Genomic DNA, 23426 nt, shown 5'->3' with positions numbered 1-23426 from the left:
AAGTATGGATATCATAATTCCGATAGCAAAAGTTATTGCTGGATTAATCTCTGTTATTATTATATACATTCTCGTCTCGGCCGTAGTAAACACTAAAAAACTCACAAAAAGAAATGAGAACTTGTCGAATGGAGGAATACAAACCATCGCAACAATTCAATCCTCAAAAAGGACATCTGTTGACCGCAATGGTAAACCTTCTTTATTAATATCATTTAACTTTAACACAAATGAAGGCGAAACCATAAACTCAAAATTAGAGATAACACTGAGCAACTCTTTCCTAGAACATGGTAAGTACTTCCCAAACTCCACAGTTAACGTGATTTACAACTCTAAGAAACCAACAGAAGTACTAATTTTAGAAAATGGAATAGAGAGTCAATATTAACAATAAAAAGCAACGCATTAATATTTTAACCTGCAATTTAAAATAAAATAACAAACAGGTAATAGCTCATACATGCCTCTAAATCATCTGTAGACACGGACGTATAAAAATGAAAGTCATCAAACCACTACGATTGAGTATACTAAACCGCCCCTATCGATGGCAGGAAAAAAACCACCTTGGCGTTTCCGTGTTGGCATTAGCCGATATGGGGAGTACCCCACGCCTGCGCCCTGAGCCAGAGCTGTGGCAACTTGCTGAGAATGAGTTGAAAACCAGCGGTGGTGTCGTCGATTTGGCTATTCCCAAAGCTTGTGCCGAATTCCTTGCCACCGGTTACGCTTACACCCAGCATCAGGAGGATAAAACCGCCTGTGCGGTAAGGATCCAGGTAGAACAGCGCGAAAAAACGCTGGTTGCCTTTGGTGAGCGCCATTGGGTTAACAATACCCCGTCCTCCCCCCTCCCTTTTCAACAGATGCGTCTGGACTGGAGCCGTGCATTCGGTGGGGCAGAATACCCCGAAAATCCGCATGGGATCGGAGCAAGTCCAGAATCATTTGAAAACACGCAAATTCACCGCCTGCCCAATATCGAATCATTACAGCATCGCCTTACCTCTCCGCGCCAGAAACCAGAGCCAGAGAGCTTCGGTGCGTTGGATCTGATGTGGCCACGCCGCTTTTCCCGCATCGGTAAAAAGTATGACGCTCACTGGTTACAGCATGAGTTCCCTGGCTTTGCGAGCGATATTGACTGGCGTCTGTTTAATGCCGCGCCGCAGGATCAGTGGTGGGAAAATCTTGATGCACTCCCCCCTGAAGCACCGTGGCGCATCTGGAATATGCACCCGGAAAAACCATTGCAAGAAGGCAACCTTCCCCCTTGGCGTGCTCGTTGTTTTATCAACCGGCAGCGGGGAGATGAAGAGGTGTTTGAAGAGATTGCTCTGCGAGCCACCACGGTTTGGTTTTTCCCGCATCTTGAGCAGATGTTGCTGATCTGGCACGGCAGCGCTCGGATTAACGAAGATGATGCCGCCGACGTGTTACAGCTGATGCCCGCTTTGGAACGCAATGGCTCGCCACGCTCGGCCAGCCACTACCGTAAGGTGCTGCGCCAACGCATGGACAAGGAGAAAGGCGCCCTGTTTGCGTTCCGGGAAAAAGACTTGCTCCCCGAAAGCGCCATCGGCCCTTGGTTGGATACCGAGCTCCCTGTCAGTGATAGCCCGATGCGCGGCAATATGCAAAACCGCGAGCAACGCCTGCGTGAAGAACATCGTGAACGCCTGGAACAACGGGGCCAAGATATCAAGGATATCATCCCTGCATTTGAACCCGTCGCTTTGCCAGCACTGGAAGACTTGGCCGAGTTCGTCGAAAAAATGGAACTGCAGGCTGAGCAAATGCGTGAACAGGCGTATGAAAAAATGCGTAAACAAGGGATCGACCCAAATAAGCCGCACGATCTTGATAAGGCCCCCAAAGGCCCTGAAAGTATGCACCGCATGCTGGATATGATCCACCGTAATAAACACGGCATGTCAGAGAAAAAGCTGGCTCAAACCGCGGACTCTCTCCATCAAATGTATCTGATGTCGGTACAGGCACAAGGGCCAGCCACAAGATTAACGGGGGATATCGCCCAGATTATCCGCAACCGCGCTCAGGTGACGATGAGCCGTGGTGGAAACTTCAGCGGGCTGGATTTCACCGGTGCCGATCTCTCCGGGATGGATCTACGTGGAGCGAATTTCTCGAAAGCCCTGCTGGAAAACGCCAACCTCAGCCACTGCCAACTGGATGGCGTGAATTTCCGTTCAGCCATGCTGGCACGGGCAGATATCACCCAGGCCTCTTTGCGCGATGCGATGCTGGACGATGCCTGTCTGTCACTGGCCCAATGTCGTAACAGCGATTTTAGCGCTGCCAGCCTGAAAAGCACCCAGTTGCACCAAACGCTGCTGGAAAACTGCACCTTTGATAACGCCAAGCTGGGGGAGTTGATGCTGTACCAGACTTATCTCTCCCAATGCCGTTTTCACCATGCCCGGCTCGAAAACACGCTTTTCATGGAACTGACCGCGCCAGCAATGGATTTCTCGCATGCCCAACTTATCAAGGTGGCGTTTATCCAATGCACTCTCGAGCAGAGCGTCTTTGACTATGCAACGCTAGAGGGTTGTTCCTGGGTCGACACCCAGGCAGATGGCAGCCATTTTCAGGGGGCCAGCCTGGTTTCCTGCGCCTTTGCTGCACAGACCCTGCTCAACGGCGCGGATTTCCGTGATGCCACGCTGACCCATTGCAACCTGCGGCAAATGCCATTAAGCGGTGCGTTTTTCCATCGGGCAAAACTGGATAACAGCGATCTCAGCGAGGCCAACTGCCAGCGCGCTGATATGAGCAAAATGAATGCCGTCGGCAGCCTGTTTATGCGTACCGACCTGCGTGGAGCCAGCTTGAATGACAGTAACCTGATGGGGGCGCTAATGCAAAAATGTAATTTCAGCGGCGCTGATTTACACGGGGCCAACCTGTTTAGAACCGATATGTCGCAATCAACCATTGATGCTACCACCAGGATTGATGGCGCTTACACCCAGCGGACTAAAACACTGCCAAAGCGTGACAAGGAACTGATATGAAGACGCTGACGCCCACAGAATTTCAGCAAAAAATAAAGCAGGGTGAACCGGTACAAAACGTCTCTCTTGCGGGTCAATCGCTGGCGGGGTTGGATCTCTCCGGTGGGATCATCAACGAAGTTGATTTTAGTGGCGTAGATTTCAGCGGGGCCAATCTGCATGAGACCGTATTCAGTGAATGCCAACTGACCGCAACCCGCTTCGTTCAAGCCAGGTTGAAACAAACCATTTTCAATCAGTGCGAGCTGGCCAACAGCCAATTTAATCACACCGCCATCACCGAATGTGTCTTTAACCAATGCCTGCTGGATAACGCCAACTTCAGCCACAGCCAGCATGATAAAACACAGTTTATGCAGGGGTCATTGCTAGCCTCCAGCTTCAGCCATGCCCATTTGGATCGGGTCACTTTTTACCAGTCGTCACTGGCGCAGGCAAAGCTGGATAACCTAAACTGCCTACTGACAACCTTCTTCCGCCTCGATCTGCGCGAAACCGATTTTGCTGCCAGCCAGTTCGATCGGGCAGTATTCTTCGAATGCGATCAGCGGGGTAAAAACTATCAGCGTCAGCATTTTCAGGGCTGTCAGTTCACTGACAACCAGCTGGATGAGGCTGATTTCTCCCATTGCCAGCTTATCCAATGCAATTTTAAAGGCGCTTCGCTACAACGAGCTCTGCTTCAAGGCGTCAATGCCAGCCAGGCTCTGTTCATCAGCGCCAATCTGGCCGATGCTCGCTGCCAGCACAGCCGGTTCGATCAGGCTATTTTTGTCTCGGCCAACCTGGATCGCGCTGATTTATCTCATTGCAGATTATTTCAGACGGTATTACAGCAGGTGCGCGCAGCGGAAACCTCATTTAATAGCAGCGATCTGACCTACGCCGACTTTTCTTACGCGGACGTTAGAGCCGCCGATTTTCGCCAAGCGCATTTTATGCGCACTCGCTTTCATCGCGCTCACCAAATTGGCTCTCACTTTTCCGATCGCCAAGGAATTCTGGAGAACGACCCTGAATTGCTGGCAGCAGAAACCTGGAGCGCTCAGCGCCAGAGCCGAATCTGATAAGGACTATCATGACCAGTGCAATAACCTCTTACACACTCCCCATAACCCCGCCTCAACAAGCCGCCGGGCAGGTGGTGAACCTGCTCAACGACGGTACGATGATGGTTGAGAGCGCAGGCCGTGGTTGGCATTGCCGCCGTGCTGCCAGTTGCCTGATGACCCCAGAGTTCGGCGATCGCGTACTGATCGCCAGCGTTGAAGGGCAGTTGTGGTTACTGGCCGTTCTGGAGCGGGCAGAAGGTCAGCACCCTGCCGTACTCAGCGTCGAGGGCGATTTACAGATTGCCCCCGGGGGCAATCTCAGCTTGGCTAGCCAAGCGCTGAACATCACGGCAAAAACCAGCGATTGTCAAATTGATGCCATGAACTACAGCGGTGAATCACTCACCGCCTGGGTTAGCCTGTCTCGCATCGTCGGTAAACAGTGCGAATCGGTCTGGCAAGCGGTAACACAAATCAGCCACCGACTGCTGCGCAAAACCACGCAAATGGAACAGGTACGCGCAGGTCAGTTGGATATGCAGGCCGAGGACTATCTGCGTATGCATGCACAGAACACCGTTATCACCTCCAACGCCATTACCAAAATCGATTCAGAACAGATCCATATGGGGTAATACCATGTTTGCCAACTGCCAACTGATGGGGGTCGATCTGGCGTTTCCCGATGTTTGCCTGACGCCAACCCCAACACCAACGCCGATCCCTTATCCCGACGTCGCCATGGGCCCAACCGCTATACCGGTCGCCTACAACATCCTACTCATGGGGATGCCAGCCCATAACATGGCCACGGTAACCCCGCTCACCAATGGCGACAACGTTGGCATAGCAACAGGGGTGGCCTCGGGAACGGTAATGGGTCCATCGCGCCATGTTACTGCAGCGTTTACCGTATTGTTTAAAGGGACACCGGCAACACGCCTGACCAGCGTTAGCCTACAGAACTCAACAAATATGGTCGGTATGCGTACCGTACCCAGCCAGTTGAAAGTCTTGCTGCTTGCGTGCTGACAAATTATTCATTCCCCCCAAATTTACCTCGAGGCCATTGTGAAAATACGGATTTCGCTGCTACTGCTTTCTGCCCTACTCCTCTCCGCCTGTACGCCACACTCAGAGCCGGCGATCACTGATGACACATTGGTTAGCCATAAGGTTAATGGGGTGACATTAACCCACCGGGCCATTATTTCTCCACCGGAGCAATTCCAGCCCATTAATGAGCAATACCGCAGCCTGTACAGCGCCAGCATCATGAGCAAACCCGGCTACAACGGCAAAGTGCTCAGTCAACTGGAGAATGCCACCCCCTTCTTTGTCTTGGGCGAGGTTGAAAACAAATGGCTGGCCATTGCAATGGAAAATGAAGGGCAGCTTATTGGTTATATCCAGGGGAACGCCGGGGTAGTCGAAAGTGAATACCGGGCGACGGTGCTTAAAGATCGCCCTCGCGCGCGCCGTGCCAATACCACCAAGAGCGCTGGAAAGTGCGTAACCGTAGGTAATAACAGCAAAGCCTGTAAAGACAGCAAGTCCGACACCTGGATCCTTGAATAACCCATACCGTAGTGACGAGAAATATCATGATCAAATCACACCCCGTCCAGCGTTGTTGGCATTTGCTGCTGATTTCCGCCGCATTGATGCTGGGTGGTTGTATGTCCTCTGCTAAAAGCGTGCCCTCGCGCTACAGCCTGACCTTTGATGCAGACCCGCAGATCAACAGCGTCACCGGGCAACCCCCTGCCCCGATCAAAGTCCGCGTCTTGCTGTTACGTTCCGATGCGGAGTTTATGGAAACAGATTTCTTTACTCTGCAGAACGATGCGAAAAGCGTGCTCGGTAACAGCCTGCTCGATAGCGATCAATTCTTCCTGACTCCTGGGCAAAAGGGCAAAACGCTGGCTGGAAAAAGTACGCTGGAGGCCCGTCATATCGGCATTATTGCTGAATACCGGGAGCTGGACGGTAAAACATGGCGTATCTCGTTGCCACTACCCGAGCCCACCGAAACCAACTTCTACAAGGTATGGCAATTATCTCCTGATGAATTGGCCGCTCATGTCGTGGCGGGTGTGAGCGGTCTACAGGCAGTCGAAGACCAGAGCCAGTAATCCGTGTTGCTGAAACACAATGACAATTAGGGACGATGATGAAAAATGCTCATAAGGTGGTCTGGACAGAAGGCATGTTTTTGCGGCCCCACCATTTCCAGCAGGCTGAAAATTATCTCGAAAACTATGTGAAACGTTGGGGGCAGGCGCACTGTGGTTATTTTTGGGGATTTTTGACGCTGGAATTGGATCAAACGCTGTTGCGCCAAGGTAAAGTTGCACTCAACGCCGCCAGCGGCATCATGCCGGATGGCACTCCGTTTGGGTTCTCTGGCGCACAACAAATTCTGCCCGCATTGGAGATCGCCGATAACCAGGTGGGTGAGAGAGTGGTGCTGGCCTTACCCACCTATCGAGCAGGGCGTGAAGAAGTCATTTTTCAGGAGGAATCTGGAGCATTGGCTCGTTATCTGGCCTATGAGACCGACGTCAACGATTTGAATACCATCGCCGTGGGCAGTGCCGCAGTGCAGTTTGGTCAGTTACGACTGCGCCTGATGCGAGAAAGTGAACTCAACCCGGAATGGAGCGCGCTGACAGTTTGCCTGGTACAAGAACGGAACAATGACAATAATTTACGCCTCGATCCCACACTCATCCCTCCGATGCTTAATTGTCATGGTAGCCCGGTACTGAAGACCTTCATTAATGACCTGCAAGGTCTATTGACCCAACGTAGCCAGCAGATGAGCCAACGCCTGTTGCAGTCAGGGCGAGCAGGAAGCTCAGAGATCGCCGATTTCATGCTGTTGCAGTTAATTAACCGTCATCTGGGGCAAGTTGGCCACGCCAGAACGCTTGACCACCTTCATCCAGAACGGTTGTTTGCCGAGTGGCTGCAGTTTGCCACTGAACTCAGCAGTTTCTCTGCAACGCGCACCTCAGAAAGCAATCTGCCGGTGTATAACCACGACAATCTGGCGCTCGGCTTTAGCAAACTGATGCTGATGTTGCGCCAGGGGCTTTCGGTGGTGCTGGAAGACAACGCCATTCAGCTACTGCTGACAGAACGTTCGCATGGGTTAAACGTGGCAACCGTTCAGGATACCAAGATGATGTCCGATTTTGGTTTCGTCCTGGCGGTGCGGGCCAACGTGACGATGGACGCCCTGCTGAGTCGTTTCCCGGCCCAAATGAAAATCGCCTCGGTGACACGTATCCGCGATCTGGTTCAGTTCCAGTTACCCGGTATTGGTTTGCGCACCATGCCGGCCGCTCCGCGCCAGATCCCCTACCATGCGGGATACACCTATTTCGAACTGGAAAAAGAGGGCGAGCAGTGGAAAGAGATGGAGAAATCCAGTGCATTCGCCCTTCATCTGGCCGGTGATTTCCCTGGGCTGGAAATGGAATTCTGGGCGATTCGCAACCATACGGAACGGTGATTTATGACTCAAGCAACCCAATGGGACAACCCGCTGCTCAACACCGCTAACCCGCTGCTCAATGCTATTTCACAGATCCGGCAGTCGGCAACCCATGCGGATCCGACGCAGTTACGCCTGCAACTGATTGATGAAATACGCCGTTTCGAGGTCGGAGCACAAAGGGAGAATCTGGCTTATGAAATCATCATCGGTGCTCGCTATTGTCTGTGTACCGCACTGGATGAAGCCGCTGCCTCAACCCCTTGGGGCAGTAACAGCGTTTGGTCTGGCAGTGGCCTACTGGTGACTTTCCATAATGAAACCTGGGGCGGAGAAAAGTTTTTCCAACTGCTGGCAAAGCTTTCACAGAACCCACGTATACATATTCAACTGTTGGAACTGATCAATTACTGCTTGTTATTGGGTTTTGAAGGCCGTTATCGGGTTATCGAAAATGGCCGTTCCCAGTTAGAAACCATCAAGCAGCGCCTATTACAGTTGATACGTTCGGTGCGTGGCGGTTATAGCGCCGCACTATCGCCAAACGCGCTGGATCTCCCCGTATTGCAAAAACAATGGCGCCCGTTGGTGCCACTCTGGGCCTGCGCTACGATGGCGGGTTTTCTTGCTTCGCTGTTTTTCATTGTTCTCAATTGGCGCCTTGATGATGCGATGTCTCCAGTACTGGCCTCTATTTATCAGACCAATCTGCCGCAAATAACTATCAGCAACCCGGCTCCCGCATCTCCCCCGTTGCTGGATCTGAAAGGTTTTCTGCGCAAAGAGATTGCCGAAGGTCTAGTTACCGTCCGTGATGAAGCCCAGCAAAGCGTGGTGATCCTCAAAGGTGATGGACTGTTTGACTCAGCGGCAACGACCTTGCGCCCAGCCTATCTTCCACTCATTGAGCGGATTGCTCGCGCAATGAATGGGGTCAGCGGCAAAATTCTGGTGACCGGATACAGTGACAACATTCCTATCCGCAGTGCCCGTTTCGCCTCCAACTGGGAGCTTTCGTTGGCGCGCGCCGAGTCGGTCACGCTACAGCTACAAAAATATCTGGATGATCCACAGCGGGTAAAAACTGAAGGCCGCGGCGAAAGCAATCCGATCGCGGCAAATAACAGTAAAGAGAACCGGGCATTAAACCGCCGGGTCGAAATCACCCTGTTGGTTGCGCCAGGAAATACGCAGGCAGAACTCAACCGATTGCAGCAAGGAAGCGGACAATAATGCTCAGTACGTTATTTTCCATCATAACCAGTCGCCTGTTATGGGGCGCGATTGGTATTACCGCGTTAGCCTTTGTTATCTGGGCGATCGGCCCACTGGTCGCTATCGGCGACTACCGGCCCTTAGAGCCAGAACTTAATCGACAGATCGCTATCGGCGTTATTTATCTGTTGTGGATCCTATACCGCATCATTCCCCGTATTTACAGTATCTGGTTCAACAGCCGGTTGCTGAGTAACCTACGGGCAGCCAATGAAGTCCCCAAAGGGGAAACCAAGGCCCTGCCCCAGCAGGATCCCCAACTGTCACAGCGTTTTGATGAAGCGGTACAGTTGTTAAAAAAAGCCCGCTTCAAATCAGGCCCGGGTGACAAGCACCCTTGGCTGAACCGCTTTAATCGCCAGTACCTCTATCAATTACCGTGGTATGTCATGATCGGCGCTCCCGGCGCGGGCAAAACAACCGCGCTGATCAACTCAGGTCTGCACTTCCCACTGGCAGATAGCTTTGGGAAATCAGCCCTGCGTGGTGTCGGTGGCACGCGTAACTGCGACTGGTGGTTTACCAATGAGGCTATTTTGCTGGATACCGCTGGGCGTTACACCACGCAGGAGAGCCAGCGTACCGAGGACGCCGGGGAGTGGAAAAGCTTCGTTGAACTGTTAAAAAAATACCGTGCACGCCAACCTATCAACGGGGTAATTATTACCATCAGCGTGGCAGACTTGCTGACTGAAAGTAGCGAGTCGTTGGCCATTCAGGCTGGCGCATTGCGCAAAAGGTTGATCGAGCTGCACCTACAACTGGGTATCAGCTTTCCTGTGTATGTGATGATCACCAAAACCGATCTGCTCAATGGCTTCATGGCCTATTTCAGCAGGTTTGATAAAGCACAGCGCGATCAAATCTGGGGATTTACCTTCCCTTATGAACAGGCCCGTCAGGCAGACTTTGCTCTCAAGCAGGCTTTAGAATCACAATATACCCTGCTGCAGCAACGGCTGGATGCTGCCCTGCCAGAGACTTTGCTGCTAGAACACGATGCTCGGCAACGAGCCGAGTGCTATCTGTTCCCACAGGAGTTTGCGGCCTTACGCCCCTTCCTGAGCCAATATCTGGATATCGTTTTCACCCGATCCAATTTTGAAACCTGTTTCACACCACGCGGTATCTATTTTACCAGCGGGACTCAGGAAGGATTGCCTTTTGACCGCGTTATGGGCGAGTTGAATCGTTATTTGAAACTGTCCCCCAACCAATCAGCAGACCAGGCTGATACCCACTGGAACAATCTCAGTCATGAAGCGCCGATACCGGCAACCAAAGGGCAGAGTTTTTTCCTGAAAGGCATGCTGGAAACGGTGGTGTTTCAAGAGTCTGGCCTGGCAGGCAGTAACCGCTGGTGGGAATACCGTAATCGGGCTTTGCACTGGGTTGGCTATATTTCTCTGGGTGCCATTCTGGTGATACTGGGGGGAGCCTGGTTCACCAGTTATGGCAATAACCAAGAATATCTGACAGAGATCACCGCCAAAGTGCCACAGTTGGAGCGCCAGGGGCAGGGGCTGACTCAACTGGGTTCGGGGGACATGTTAACGTTGCTCCCGTTCCTTAATAGCATGTTGAACCTGCCGGAGAGCCAGCATTTTTCATTGCAAGATCCCTCCTTCTCTTACCGCATGGGATTGTATCGGGGCACTCAGATTAGCAATGCCAGCAATGCGTTATACCAAAAGGCACTGAAAGAGCTGCTGCTACCACAGGTCGCACAACAGATAACCACTACATTACGCCATGATAATCACAGCGATGCGGACTTCAGCTACGAAGCGTTAAAAGCTTACCAAATGCTTTATCTGCCAAAGCAATATGACGGTGAATTTCTGCGTGCGTGGGTCATGCTTAACCTGCAACGCAATCTGCGCCAAGGTGTGACCCAGCAACAGTTACAGCAGTTGGAGTGGCACTTGGCCCAACTACTTGATGGTCAAATTCACTCATCGCCTTATGCCAAAGATGAAGCGTTGGTGGCACAGGCTCAATCCGCACTGGGGCGCTCTCCCCTCCCTCAGCGGGTCTATAGCCGCCTGAAGCGTTTACTGTTAAAGCAAACCGAGATCAAACCGGTCAGCCTGGTCGATCTGGCTGGGCCACAGGCGGAGTTGGCTTTTTCACGCCAAAGTGGCAAACCGGTGACCGATGGCATACCTGGGCTTTTTACGCCACAGGGCTATTGGAAAGCGTTTGATAATAATATCAATCAGGTAACGGAAACGCTGCGCCAAGAGGATATCTGGGTGCTGAATACCCAAACGGCATCCGCACAAAAAAGCAGCGACCTGACGAAAACGGTTCGCCAGCTTTATATGCAGGATTTTATTACCGTTTGGGATGAACTGTTGACGGATATACGGCTGGCAAATATCAGTGAGTTGAGCCAGCGCATAAACAGCGCACGTTTGCTTTCGGGCAACCCATCCCCAATGCGCAACCTACTGGTTAATATAAGAAAATACGTCACGTTGCGTGATGAGAAAAGTGACGCTGACCAGCGCTCGTTGCTAGGGAAAGCCGGGGACAAATTAAATCAGGGCGCCAATAATACGCTGGAAGCTCTATTTTCCACCCGCCCAGCCAATGCCGATGGTGATGTGTCTACACAACCGGAGCAGGTTGTCATGGCACACTTTGCTCCCCTCTTGGAGCTGGCACAGAGCCAGGGAGAAGGTAACAAGGCCATCCCATTTGATGCGGTCCTCAAACAGGTCGATGACCTTTACAGTTATCTGACCGCCGTTCAAGGGGCAACCAACAGCGGTATGGCGGTACCACCCAGCGATATTATTCCGCGGTTACAGGCCGAGTCAGGGCGCTTACCCACCCCTTTCAAACAGATGTTGCTGTCGCTGGCCATTGGGGCCAGTAGCGATGCTCAGCGCAAGGAAATGGAGAATGTCAAAAAGCGCATCAATGTCGAGGTGAGCAGCTTCTGCCACCAGGCTATCGCAGGTCGTTACCCGCTGAATCCCCGTTCAGCGCAGGATGTAACGCCTGACGATCTGGCCCGGATGTTTGCGCCCAATACTGGCCTGATGGACAATTTTTTTCGTGACAACCTCCAGGGCAAAGTCGACACCACTCGCCCTGCCTGGCGATTTACCCCAGGCGTAGATGGTAAAACCTTACCCGGCGGAGCGGGCATTCTGCCCTCGTTTCAACAGGCACAACGCATTAGAGATGCCTTCTTTGCCAACGGTACTGCGGTACCCTCTTACCGGGTTACTGTACGCCCGGTACGTATGGACAACGACATCCTGAACCTGACGCTGGATATTGATGGCCAGTTGTTCAAGTACAGTCACGGCCCACAGGTTCCTTTGGTGGTGAGTTGGCCGGGCATCCGCAATACCAATCAGGTGCATTTGCAATTGTCACTGGCTAATGGCACGACCGCCAGCATGGTGACCAGCGGGCCGTGGGCGTTAAACCGTATGGTTGACCGGGCAAAGTCAGTTGCTGGCGGCCATAATCTCAGCCGTCAGGCTACATTTAATCTGGATGGGCATAGCGTGACGTTGGAATTTACCCCCAACAGCATTCGAAATCCTTTCCAGCTACCCGCGTTTTCCTGCCCGTAGCCCGAAAGGAGATGACGATGGATCGCAACCTAAACCTAACGACGCCTATTGGCTGGTATGGAAAAATTCCAGCTGAGGGTGACTTCCTGCAGCGCCGTTTGCCCAATGCGGTGATTAACCGCTGGGCCCATTGGTTTCAAAGCGGTTTGCTGAATCTGCAACATGAATTGCCAGACAACGGCAAACACCCGTTCGGTTATGCTCCCGTGTGGAATTTTGTCATACCCGCCCCTCTGGGTAATCAGTATGTACAGATGGGGTGTTTGCTGCCTGCCCGCGATCGCGTTGGCCGCTATTACCCGGTCTGTGCCATGCGCCTGTGGGATCTGCATGATTGGCGAAAACAGCAATTGAATATCGCCGCTAATTGGTACAACCAACTCGGTCATACATTACTGAATGGCGTACGCAACGGTTTCTCTGCGGAGCAAATTGATCATGCGCTGCTCGCCATTCCAGAACTCCCCCTCCCCGTCGCCGAGGAGGAGTCAGATATTTTATCCATTATCGGTTTACCGCATCAGCCAGAAAACAGGTTGATGTGGCAACAGGCTGCCGACTGCTTTGAGCCTGCACAATACAGCAGTTTCTGGTGGACCAATCAAGCCGATGGCCACCCACTTTATACTCACGTCCACAGTGGCAACCTTACCGTGCAACTGTTTTCATTACTGTTTAACCCCAACGGCTGGTCAAGGCCTGGCCGTGGTGGGCAGTATCCTCAGCTGTTTGATTAAACGTATTTTCTTTAAAGGTAAACGGTATGGATATCGATATCCTTTTAGCGCCAATCAGCAGTGATGCTCCTTGTGGCGATAACCTAGAGTATGACGCCGACTTTCTGGCGATGGATAAAGCCTCAATAGGGAAAGCCGAACAACAGTTCGGTAGCACCATTATTCCGGCTGAATCGCCTGACTGGATGCAAGTTGAACGTTTGGCTATCACCTTGCTGACGCGCACCAAAGATCTGCGAGTGATGTTCAAACTCACACAAGCCTGGACACAAATCCGTGGCCTGCCTGGCTATGCGGACGGTTTGATGCTGATCCATCAAGCGCTGGTACGTTATTGGGAAACATTACTGCCACCGCTGGATTTTGACGGTGAAATTGATCCCCTATTTCGTATCAATGTGCTGGCCGGGTTGGGCGATAAAACCCAACTGACGTCCTGCATTCGCACCGCCAGCCTGCTGAAAAGCGCGTCCAGTGACATCTCGCTCCGCGACGCCTGTGCTCTGCTGGATGGCAGCAAACAGGAGTATCCTGGCTTCCCGGGCGGGCGTGCTCGTTTGCAGGAAGAACTCGCGCAAGAGTCACAGCCGGTATCCCAAATCCTCATCACGCTACATCAGACCTTGAATGATCTCCGCGCTGAAATCTCTCGTCATCTGGGAGAAAACGCGCTGCCGGAGATGGATAGTCTGTTGCACCTGTTCCGCACGCTCGCCCAGGCCTGTCGGCCAACGGTTGGAGCTCCGCTCCCAGCGGAGACCCCGCTGGAGGTACCCACAACGGCAATAACACCTGCGTCACCCAACGCCCCGGCTTTCAGTTGGCACAGTGTTCAGATCCAGTCGCGCGACGATGCCCGGCTCATGCTGGACAAGGTGAAGCACTACTTTAACCAACATGAACCCAGCCATCCTGCTCCCTTGATGATTGACCGGGTGCAACGGCTGATCACGCTGGACTTTATGCAAATCGTTCGCGATCTGGCTCCCGATGGTGTTAGCCAGGTAGAGACCATTCTGGGCATGCCAGGAAATGAAGAAAATCACTGACCGCCCGATGGCTCTTTGAGCGCTTTTCTCACCTGTAACAGCCTGTCCCGATGGGGCAGGCCAGAATTAGAACCCTTTCTATCCCACAGGATGGAAACGTTCTTGATAATCATTAGACGGAGTAACCCATGTCAAACTCGAAATCCCGTAGTGGACAGAAATTTATTGCCCGTAACCGCGCACCGCGTGTACAGATTGAATACGACGTTGAAATCTACGGTGCCGAGCGAAAAATCCAGTTACCTTTCGTCATGGGCGTGATGGCCGATCTCACGGGTAAGCCGCTTGAGCCGATGCCCAGCGTCGATGAGCGTAAATTCCTGCAGATTGATATTGATAACTTTGATGAACGCCTGAAGTCATTGAAGCCGCGCGTTGCCTACCAGGTAGAAAATACCCTGACGGGCGATGGGCAGTTGAACGTTGATCTCACATTTGAAAGCATGGATGATTTTTCACCCGCCGCTATCGCCCGCAAAGTTGATGCCCTGGATAACCTGCTGGAAGCACGCACTCAGCTTTCCAACCTACTTTCCTATATGGATGGCAAGAACGGCGCAGAGCAGTTGATCTCCCAGATCCTGCAAAATCCCGAGCTGCTGAAATCCCTGAGTAAAGCCCCCAACCCTACCGCAAAAGATGACAACAACGAACGTAAGGATTAATCGATGAGTAACTCGCCTCAGCAGCAACAAACGTTGCAGACCACCGAAGCTTTCTCCAGCGATGAATTCAGTGAGCTGTTGAATAAAGAGTTTCGGCCAAAAACCGATCAGGCCAAAGAAGCCGTAGAAATCGCGGTAAAAACGTTAGCCCACCAGGCATTGGAAAATACGGTCACGGTTTCTGCCGATGCCTACCGCACCATTCAGGCGTTGATCGCTGAAATTGACGAGAAGCTCTCGCAACAGATCAACAAAATTATCCACCACGAAGATTTCCAGACCTTGGAAGGTGCCTGGCATGGCCTGCATTATCTGGTCAACAACACCGAGACGGATGAAATGCTGAAAATCCGCTTCATGAGCATTTCCAAAAAGGAGTTAGGGCGCACGCTGAAACGCCATAAGGGCGTGGGCTGGGATCAAAGCCCGGTATTCAAAAAAATCTACGAGGAAGAATACGGTCAGTTTGGGGGGGAACCCTTTGGCTGCCTGGTTGGAGACTACTTTTTTGACCACAGCCCGCAAGACGTCGAATTGCTGGGTGAGATGGCCAAGATTGGCGCGGCGTCCCACTGCCCGTTCATCACCGGTACCGCCCCCAGCGTGATGCAGATGGAGTCATGGCAAGAACTCTCCAATCCGCGCGACCTGACGAAAATTTTCCAAAACACCGAATATGCTGCCTGGCGCAGCCTGCGAGAATCTGAGGATGCACGTTATCTTGGCCTGGCCATGCCACGTTTTCTGGCTCGCCAGCCCTACGGTATTCGCACTAATCCGATTGATGAGTTCGATTTTGAGGAAGAGACCGACGGTACCACCCACAATCATTACACCTGGACCAACGCAGCCTATGCCATGGCGGCCAACATCAACCGTTCCTTCAAGGAATACGGTTGGTGTACCTCAATCCGCGGCGTAGAGTCCGGCGGTTCGGTAGAAAATCTGCCCTGTCACACCTTCCCAAGCGACGATGGCGGTGTCGATATGAAGTGCCCTACGGAGATTGCCATCAGCGATCGTCGTGAAGCCGAACTGGCTAAAAATGGTTTCATCCCGCTGATACACCGTAAAAACTCTGATTTTGCCGCCTTTATCGGCGCTCAATCACTGCAAAAACCGGCAGAGTATTATGACGCGGACGCCTCGGCCAACGCACAGCTTTCAGCACGGCTGCCCTACCTGTTTGCCTGCTGTCGCTTCGCGCACTATCTCAAGTGTATCGTTCGTGACAAAATCGGCTCTTTCCGTGAGCGCGACGATATGGAACGCTGGTTGAATGATTGGATAATGAACTACGTTGATGGGGATCCGGCCAACTCCTCACAAGAAACCAAATCACGCAAACCCCTGGCTGCAGCCGAAGTTCTGGTGGAGGAAATCGAAGATAACCCGGGCTACTACAGCGCTAAATTCTTCCTGCGCCCGCATTATCAACTGGAAGGTTTAACGGTCTCACTGCGTCTGGTCTCAAAACTGCCTTCGCTGAAACAGAACGAAGCATAATTGACGGTGTCGGGTTGTGGTATGCAGCCCGGCATAAATAAAAGATAAAAACACTTCAATTTTATTTAAACACTTTATATTTAACCGAAAAACTCTATACCCAAAGTACTTGGAGTTGCAGTTAGGCCGTAAGAGCGTGAGTTCCCAGGAGCTTACTCCAGTAAATGACTGGGATGAGCGCACGCAGCCAATTGCGCTGCAACTTCAAGTAATAAGGGTATACATGTTGACCTACTTGGTTATAATCAAGGACGACTATGGCACTATCATTCACTCAACTTTGGAATAACCATCCTTATCCTGATAGCCCCTGTGATAGCACTTTTATTAATCAATGTGCGATAAGAATGGGTGTCGCTTTAGAGAAGTCCGGCATTAATATTCACACTTTCCACGGGGCCAAGTGTTATCAAAACTTCAAGCATAGCCCCAGACATATTCTTCGGGCACAAGAGTTAGCCAATTGGTTGTTGAGCAGACAAGATCTGGTTGGAAAGGTCGCAAAGAAAAAGAAAGTTAGCCAGAATGATTATATTGGTAAAAAAGGTATCGTATTCATTAAAGATGGATGGGGTTCTACCGATCACATTGATGTTTGGGATGGCAGTAAAATGTTAATGAAAGGGGGAAGCCCTGATTATTTTACCTTGGGAACTGAAGTTTGGTTCTGGGAGTTATTATGACAAGAGTAAAAAAACACACTATTTCTGCTGTTTTATTTTACTTATTTAGCAACCCTTGTTATGCGACAGAAGTTGTCACCGATAACTTTACGTTTAAAGGTCATGAAATAGCATTGGCACAGGTTAAAGACCATTGCCAGTTGAATATTTCATCTTCCACGGTAAAAAAAATATATCCTTTAACGCTCACAACACCTTGTTATTTTCTGCGTAACATAAACGCAGAGCCACAAAAATATCGTTACTCCGATGTAAACATCGAAGCCACATTCATTATTTCTGGTAATCCGGTAACGAAAGACGAACGGGAAACCTGGAATCTTCCCCCGGAGATACAGTGTGGAATGCAAGGTCAAGGATTGCTTTTTGATGGCACTCATTTTAGTATTAGCGAGAAAAAATTGAATAATTTATTACTTTGTAAAGACAAGGGCACCGATGAGAAAAATTATTGGATGCTAAGTCATTAAATATATGACGATATAATTTCAGCAAGCGAACAGGTGCCCCCAATCGCCGTTTTACAACTTATATTAAGTAGATAAATTCTATACCCTATGGATTTCAAGTTGCAGCTAGGCGACAAGCTTACTCATCCCCAGGAGCTTACTTGAGTAAGTGACTGGGGTGTGTAAGCGCAGGTAACAACGCTGCAGCTTGAAAGACGACGGGTATAAACCGTCAGAGATTTAAATTATGAGAAAAAAACCTTATTACCTGACATCATTGGCGGCAATACTATTCTTCATTGCGGCTCAGGTAACTGTTCAGGCTCAGCAAGCCCCGATTCAGCATTTAACCCCCGATGACGTTAATCTGAAAGGTGAAGACTTTTTCAATTTATATCGTGGTACAAACCAGCAGGAAAAAGAGAAGGTCCAGCTTTATCTGTTGGGAGTGCTGGATGCTACTGAAGGCAAAGTCTGGTGCCAGTATAGCCAACTGCAAACCATCACCCTGCAGGAGTTTGTATTCGAATACTTTAAAAAACTGCCTCATGAACAATTGACGCTAAGAGCATCGGATCTGATTGAAGCTGCAATGGTGAAAAATTTCCCATGCAAAGGAGGAAATCGATGAAGCCGTTGTGGCCAGAATGAGGTTGGAAAAATGTAGAAATACGCGCATATCAAAATTAAAAAATCTGCACAAGGCATTCTCATTGAGTAACTTTAATTATTCAATGCGCAATAAGTTAAGCTTGATATTGACCTGAAACATCAAGCTTAATAACCGAACCGACAGTTAAATCGGTATTTAATGGGTGCATAGCACATGGACATTCACGATTTTCATTACCAAAATTATAACTCCTGCTGCTATTGCCTGAACGTTTCAACGCAAGTTGATATTCTCAAAACTTAATAAGAGTGAAAAATCATGGCTATTGATATGTTCCTGAAGGTTGAAGGTGCCAACGGTGAATCAAAAGACTCCAACCATAAAGGATGGACCGACATTATTTCTTTTTCTTGGGGTGCATCTCAGCCAGGTAATATGGGTGTAGGTGGCGGAGGCGGGGCGGGTAAAGTCTGCTTTAACGATCTGCATGTTAATGCATTGGTCGATAAGTCAACGCCAGCGTTGTTAAAACACTGCGCCAGCGGTAAGCACCTGGGTAAAATTGAACTTTCTATCTGTAAAGCCGGTGGTGGCCAGGTTGAGTATGTCAAAATCACCTTGGAGGATGTACTGGTTACCTCTGTGCAATACACCGGTTCTGATGGTGAGGATACCGTTGGCGTAAATTACGCCTTCCAGGCAGCGAAAGTTAAACAGCAATACTGGGAGCAAAGCGATAAAGGCGGTAAAGGTGCGGAAAGCAGCGCCGGTTGGAATATCAAAGAAAACAAAGAGTCTTAACACCACAAAAAACCTCCCCTTACGGGGAGGTTTTTTATCTATTGAATAATGTCGTTTTGACCAAGTTAGGCATGTTACTGACGCAACAGTCTGTATCGTACACGAGAACCCATTTACCGTTAAATGCAATTAAAATCGATGATTTATATCATTAAGCCACCAGCATTAATACGACATTGCATTACACCTTAATCAGCAGGAATGCCTTATGCGATTTTCTATTGTAAAAAATAAAAATGGTCAGGTGCCGCCACAAAGTAGCTGTGATTTTCTGCCGCCTGGCGGAACAATAGGCCGTAGCGTGGATAATAATCTGGTGCTGCCGGACGAAGAAAGAGCAATATCTCGCTTACAGGCAATCGTACATATTTCAGCTGAGGGTGAATGCCGGATCACCAACCGTGGCAATGTGACCAACGTACAGCTTAATAATATTCCACTGGAACGTGGCCGCCAGGTTGAATTGCAGGATGGAGACGTCTTGGGGATCGATGACTATCAAATTCAGGTCAGCAGCCTGCAGCAACCCGTAGTTCCTGTTTCTGCTCCGGCCGTGGCCCCCTCAGTTACTGGCACCATAGATATCAAGCCAACCGTTGCTCCCCCCGCAAAGCAGCCAAACGCGGCAACTGTACCCAATGAAATCTGGGATAGCCTGATACAAGAATTCACGCCAGAAGAGACTCCGCCCGCGCTGGCCGCGTATAACGAAAATCATCACCCCTTACTGGACACGCCACACGTTGAGCTGAACCCGAACAACCCGCTGGAACAACTGACCAACAATATTGAACTGCACCAGTTGCAATCCAGACAGACCGACCCGGCGACGTTATTCAATTCTGACACCACATTCGACCGGGACCCTATTCTGGCCGATAGCACGCCTAGCGCCCTGCTGGCGGAGAATCGTTCGCCCAAGCATACTGCAGAACCGACTCCCTCAAGGGGAAATCACGCTGATGAGCAAGAACTGGATCCCCTGGCTCTGTTTGGCGTATCGTCATCGCCCATCGCGTCTGGCTCCCAAAACAGCGATGACCCGCTGGGCCTGATGATCACTGGTGCCGAACCCTTGGCAGAAGTTCCATTATCTCCCATGCCGGAACACCCTATCGCGACACCAGAACCTGTATTAGCCGCAGTGCCGACGCCTACAGCCCCCACCAGCCAGCAAGGGGTGATATCAAGGCCGGTACCGGAAGCACCATCGTTGCATCAGCAACCCGCGCCATCGGCTGCGATCCCCCAACCTGAATCGCCCAAGCTTCAAACACCGGCTGCGCCAGCACACCCCCGTCATCACTCAGGGAGTCGGTTAGGAAATCGCTTAGGGATCGATCCTGTCGCCTACTCGGCAGAGCAGCCACAAAGCGCTCCGGCCTCTAATGGTGAAATGCTGGAAGGGCCATTACTCAGCGCGCTGCTGCAAGGGCTCGGGCTGGATGACTTACAAACACAGCCACACTTTGACGAGCAACAGCTACATCAGGTTGGCCGATTGTTAAGTCTGTTTTCACAGGGTACGGTTGCCTTGCTCTCGTCCCGCTCCATCCTTAAACGCGGTGTGAAAGCCGAAATGACCATGATCCTGGATGAAGCCAATAACCCGTTCAAATTATTACCCTCAGGCAAAACCGTGCTGATGCAAATGTTTGGCAGCAAAATGCCTGGTTTTATGCCACCAGAACAATCGGTACGAGATGCGCTGATCGACCTGCAGGCTCACCAGCTAGGTATGATCGCCGGTATCCGGGCGCTTATCGCCGCCATGTTGCAATCCTTTAACCCAGAACGCCTGGAAGAGGAAGCCCGCCATGAAGGTGCCCTACCCCGGCTGACTTTCCCCTCCAGCCGTAAAGCCGCACTGTGGGATTACTTCGTTAAAAGCTATCAGCAAACCTCCGGTGAACTTGAGGATGATTTCCATACTCTGTTTGGTGAGGCTTTCCTGCATGCCTATGGTGTCGAAGTAAACCAATACAAAGACTCACAGACTAAACCGGATGATCAATGAATATCACTATAGCCTCGACCTCCAATCAGGGAGAACGCGCAACCAATCAAGATCAGATCGGTGAGGTAGTCGGTCCTCGCTCCGCCTGTTTTGTGGTCTGCGATGGCATTGCCGGTCTGCCCGGTGGAGAGATTGCAGCCAAAGTGGCTCGCGATACCATCTTGCTGAATTTTGATGGTGAAAAGCACATGGATGCTCAAAGCATCCGCCAATATATTGCCCATGCCAACCATGCTATCCGCCAACAACAGCTGCAATCTGCCCAATACGGCAAGATGGGCACCACGTTAGTGAGCCTGTTTATCGATCGCGATTACCAACTCGCTTACTGGGCGCATGCAGGTGATAGCCGCCTGTATCTGTTTCGCCGTGGCTATGTCTATGCCACGACTCGCGACCACAGCCTGGTTCAACAAATGGCGGATGCGGGTTATCAAACCAACGGGATCAACAGCAATCTCCTGTACTTCGCCTTAGGGTTGAGTGAGGAGCGTGACGCTACCTATGGCGACGTACTGCAACTGGAGGACGGCGACGTTTTCCTGCTCTGTACCGACGGCTTCTGGCACAACTTTACCCAAGACGAGCTGGAGCAGTCGCTACATATGGTGAACTCCCCCGGCGAATGGCTCTCTCTGATGCAGCAAGCCTGGGATAAAAACGGCAATGCCACCAGCTCTGATAACTACAGTGCAATTGCCGTCTGGATTGGATCGCCGCAAGAAACCACCTTGTTGCACTCACTCACCGATGCTGAGCGTTTTCTTTCCCACAAGTAATTCGAATTACGCCAAGGCCTACTATGAAATATTGGATACCCGGGATTATTGCCCTGATGATGATACCTGCTGTACACGCTGAAAATTACCGGCTGGTACACTCCCCTACCCTGAAACTTGAAGTCTTCATTGATGATGTCAATAACAGCAAACCCGAAAGCTGGTGCGCAAACAGCATCCCGCTGCGCATCACCTCGGCACAGAGTAAAGACGCTCAGATCCTGAGCGATTTTCTGCCACGTGTGGGTAGCCTGTTAGAAAAACAGTGCCCCAAGGTGGCAGAACTCCCCTGGATATTGGCCGACAAACAGGGAAATAAAATAGCGTCAGGCAATGCGAAAAAAAATCAACAGTGGAAACCGGTGGTCCAGCCGCCTGAGGCGGCTAAATCATCTGGTAGCACCGTTCCGGCAGCGGTTGCCGTGACTTCGCCTTTAGCCACCACAGACACGATTGCGTCTTTTGCGCTACCACAAGGCTGCCAGTTCCGCACCTATTGGAACGACCTGGCCAGCGACAGCACAATATTCATCCCCAGTTCTGATGCACTTCACTGCGATACCGATGGTTTATTAAACGGGCATGGCACGATTATCATCCAGTTGGACGGTGCCAAACAGACGCAAAACGTCGTCTTTTATCAGGGATATCCGCTGCTCAATATCACTACGGGCGATCGTCCGCTAAGAGTGGTCAGTGTCAATGCCCAACGCCTGATCCTCGGGGACTCGGACAATTTCCTGGTGTTGCCCTTTGACCGGCAATCACACGCCTGGGCATTCCAGGGTGAGGTGATTATTGAAATGGCACGCGAGCAGGCAGCCGATCAAGTTGAAGTCGGTCAGAAAGTCATGCTCGTCCACAGTGCCTGGCGGCCATTGGTTACCAAACCAGGGATGCCTTTCACCTTCCGCTTAGTAGAAACATTGGCGGTTGAGCGTGTTGATCCCGCCAGCGGCAGCTACCTGTCCATTAATAATGTTACCTATTGATTTAAAAGGAACATATTATGAAATCTTTAACAAGAATGTTGCAGGAAAACACCCTAAGCGACGCGATTGTCCAACTGGAAACCGATATCAGAGCCCATCCAACCGATGCCGATCTACGTGCCGCACTGGTGCAGTTACTGTGCCTGATGGGCAACTGGCAACGGGCCAGAATGCAATTAAAATCCTGGCAAGCCCTGAAACCTATCGCTCAGCCAACAACCTATTTGTTAATGCAGTCTGTAGAGGCAGAGCTACAGCGTCAGGCGGTGTTCGCCGGCCAGGCAACGCCTATGTGGCTAAACACCGCAGAAAGCTGGATGACGCAGATGCTCCGGGCATTACACCATGACTTACGGGGTGAAATCGGCCAGGCTGAAACCGTGCGCGATCGGGCGCTGGAAGAGGCCATGGTCAGCAGCGGCCAACTTACCTGCACCAGCGGTGACGAGCAGAAAACCGACACATTTAGCTGGCTGACGGACGGAGATGGACGCCTGGGGCCAATCTGTGAGTTAGCCTTGAATGGAGGCTATTACTGGCTACCCTTCACCGCCATTGCCGAAATCCAGTTCCAGGCACCGCAAAGTGTGATCGATCTGGTCTGGAGCCACGCTCTGGTTCGTTTAGTCGATGGGCGTGAACAAGTTTGCCAGTTGCCGGTCCGTTACC

At 51.1% G+C, this 23426-nt stretch carries 22 protein-coding genes; all 22 read left to right on the top strand.

Annotation, left to right across the window (positions count from 1 at the left end):
* Positions 1-4 precede the first annotated feature (4 nt).
* Entirely contained in the window at positions 5-391 is a 387-nt protein-coding gene (locus tag ACLQ7H_RS06750; protein WP_411752009.1) for a DUF3592 domain-containing protein, read from the top strand.
* A gap of 109 nt (positions 392-500) precedes the next feature.
* A complete protein-coding gene (locus ACLQ7H_RS06745) occupies positions 501-3041 on the top strand; it encodes a DUF2169 domain-containing protein (RefSeq protein WP_411752008.1) in 2541 nt (846 codons plus the stop codon).
* On the top strand, positions 3038-4108 hold the full coding sequence (locus ACLQ7H_RS06740; protein WP_411752007.1) for a pentapeptide repeat-containing protein: 1071 nt from the start codon (positions 3038-3040) through the stop codon (positions 4106-4108). Before ACLQ7H_RS06745 ends, ACLQ7H_RS06740 begins: the two co-directional genes overlap by 4 nt.
* A gap of 11 nt (positions 4109-4119) precedes the next feature.
* The gene (locus ACLQ7H_RS06735; protein ID WP_411752006.1) at positions 4120-4728 is read left to right on the top strand and encodes a DUF3540 domain-containing protein; all 609 of its coding nucleotides are present in this window, start codon (positions 4120-4122) and stop codon (positions 4726-4728) included.
* Positions 4729-4732: 4 nt separating this feature from the next.
* A complete protein-coding gene (locus ACLQ7H_RS06730) occupies positions 4733-5125 on the top strand; it encodes a DUF4150 domain-containing protein (protein ID WP_411752005.1) in 393 nt (130 codons plus the stop codon).
* Positions 5126-5164: 39 nt separating this feature from the next.
* Entirely contained in the window at positions 5165-5671 is a 507-nt protein-coding gene (locus tag ACLQ7H_RS06725) for a hypothetical protein (RefSeq protein WP_411752004.1), read from the top strand.
* Between the two features lie 26 nt (positions 5672-5697).
* The gene (gene tssJ, locus ACLQ7H_RS06720; RefSeq protein WP_411752003.1) at positions 5698-6228 is read left to right on the top strand and encodes a type VI secretion system lipoprotein TssJ; all 531 of its coding nucleotides are present in this window, start codon (positions 5698-5700) and stop codon (positions 6226-6228) included.
* A gap of 38 nt (positions 6229-6266) precedes the next feature.
* A complete protein-coding gene (gene tssK, locus ACLQ7H_RS06715) occupies positions 6267-7613 on the top strand; it encodes a type VI secretion system baseplate subunit TssK (protein ID WP_411752016.1) in 1347 nt (448 codons plus the stop codon).
* 3 nt (positions 7614-7616) lie between these two features.
* Entirely contained in the window at positions 7617-8828 is a 1212-nt protein-coding gene (locus tag ACLQ7H_RS06710) for a DotU family type VI secretion system protein (protein WP_411752002.1), read from the top strand.
* A complete protein-coding gene (tssM, locus tag ACLQ7H_RS06705; RefSeq protein ID WP_411752001.1) occupies positions 8828-12466 on the top strand; it encodes a type VI secretion system membrane subunit TssM in 3639 nt (1212 codons plus the stop codon). Before ACLQ7H_RS06710 ends, tssM begins: the two co-directional genes overlap by 1 nt.
* A 17-nt stretch (positions 12467-12483) precedes the next feature.
* Positions 12484-13203 (top strand): type VI secretion system-associated protein TagF, encoded by a 720-nt coding sequence (gene tagF / locus ACLQ7H_RS06700; RefSeq protein ID WP_411752000.1) that lies wholly within the window; start codon positions 12484-12486, stop codon positions 13201-13203.
* A gap of 26 nt (positions 13204-13229) precedes the next feature.
* Positions 13230-14252, top strand: coding sequence for a type VI secretion system protein TssA (gene tssA, locus ACLQ7H_RS06695; protein ID WP_411751999.1), 1023 nt, complete (start codon positions 13230-13232; stop codon positions 14250-14252).
* A gap of 128 nt (positions 14253-14380) precedes the next feature.
* Positions 14381-14917: a type VI secretion system contractile sheath small subunit gene (gene tssB / locus ACLQ7H_RS06690; RefSeq protein ID WP_411751998.1), complete on the top strand. Its 537-nt coding sequence runs from the start codon at positions 14381-14383 to the stop codon at positions 14915-14917.
* 3 nt (positions 14918-14920) lie between these two features.
* Complete coding sequence (gene tssC / locus ACLQ7H_RS06685; protein ID WP_411751997.1) at positions 14921-16423, top strand: type VI secretion system contractile sheath large subunit; 1503 nt, start codon at positions 14921-14923, stop codon at positions 16421-16423.
* A 257-nt stretch (positions 16424-16680) separates the two neighbouring features.
* A complete protein-coding gene (locus ACLQ7H_RS06680) occupies positions 16681-17106 on the top strand; it encodes a type VI secretion system amidase effector protein Tae4 (RefSeq protein WP_411751996.1) in 426 nt (141 codons plus the stop codon).
* Positions 17103-17576: a hypothetical protein gene (locus ACLQ7H_RS06675; protein ID WP_411751995.1), complete on the top strand. Its 474-nt coding sequence runs from the start codon at positions 17103-17105 to the stop codon at positions 17574-17576. The genes ACLQ7H_RS06680 and ACLQ7H_RS06675 overlap by 4 nt, the downstream gene beginning before the upstream one ends.
* Before the next feature lie 226 nt (positions 17577-17802).
* On the top strand, positions 17803-18186 hold the full coding sequence (locus ACLQ7H_RS06670; protein WP_411751994.1) for a Rap1a/Tai family immunity protein: 384 nt from the start codon (positions 17803-17805) through the stop codon (positions 18184-18186).
* 300 nt (positions 18187-18486) lie between these two features.
* A complete protein-coding gene (locus ACLQ7H_RS06665) occupies positions 18487-18969 on the top strand; it encodes an Hcp family type VI secretion system effector (protein ID WP_411751993.1) in 483 nt (160 codons plus the stop codon).
* 208 nt (positions 18970-19177) lie between these two features.
* On the top strand, positions 19178-20986 hold the full coding sequence (tagH, locus tag ACLQ7H_RS06660) for a type VI secretion system-associated FHA domain protein TagH (RefSeq protein ID WP_411751992.1): 1809 nt from the start codon (positions 19178-19180) through the stop codon (positions 20984-20986).
* On the top strand, positions 20983-21765 hold the full coding sequence (locus ACLQ7H_RS06655; RefSeq protein WP_411751991.1) for a PP2C family protein-serine/threonine phosphatase: 783 nt from the start codon (positions 20983-20985) through the stop codon (positions 21763-21765). Before tagH ends, ACLQ7H_RS06655 begins: the two co-directional genes overlap by 4 nt.
* A 56-nt stretch (positions 21766-21821) precedes the next feature.
* Entirely contained in the window at positions 21822-22757 is a 936-nt protein-coding gene (locus ACLQ7H_RS06650) for a type VI secretion system-associated protein (protein ID WP_411751990.1), read from the top strand.
* A gap of 17 nt (positions 22758-22774) precedes the next feature.
* A partial coding sequence (locus tag ACLQ7H_RS06645) for a type VI secretion system accessory protein TagJ (protein WP_411751989.1) occupies positions 22775-23426 on the top strand: 652 nt, incomplete at its 3' end.

This window comes from Serratia sp. (in: enterobacteria) (assembly GCF_046715635.1).
In the GTDB taxonomy this organism is placed as follows: domain Bacteria; phylum Pseudomonadota; class Gammaproteobacteria; order Enterobacterales; family Enterobacteriaceae; genus Chania.
Note: the sequence above shows the minus strand (reverse complement) of the source record. Positions and strands in the feature narration are given on the sequence as shown.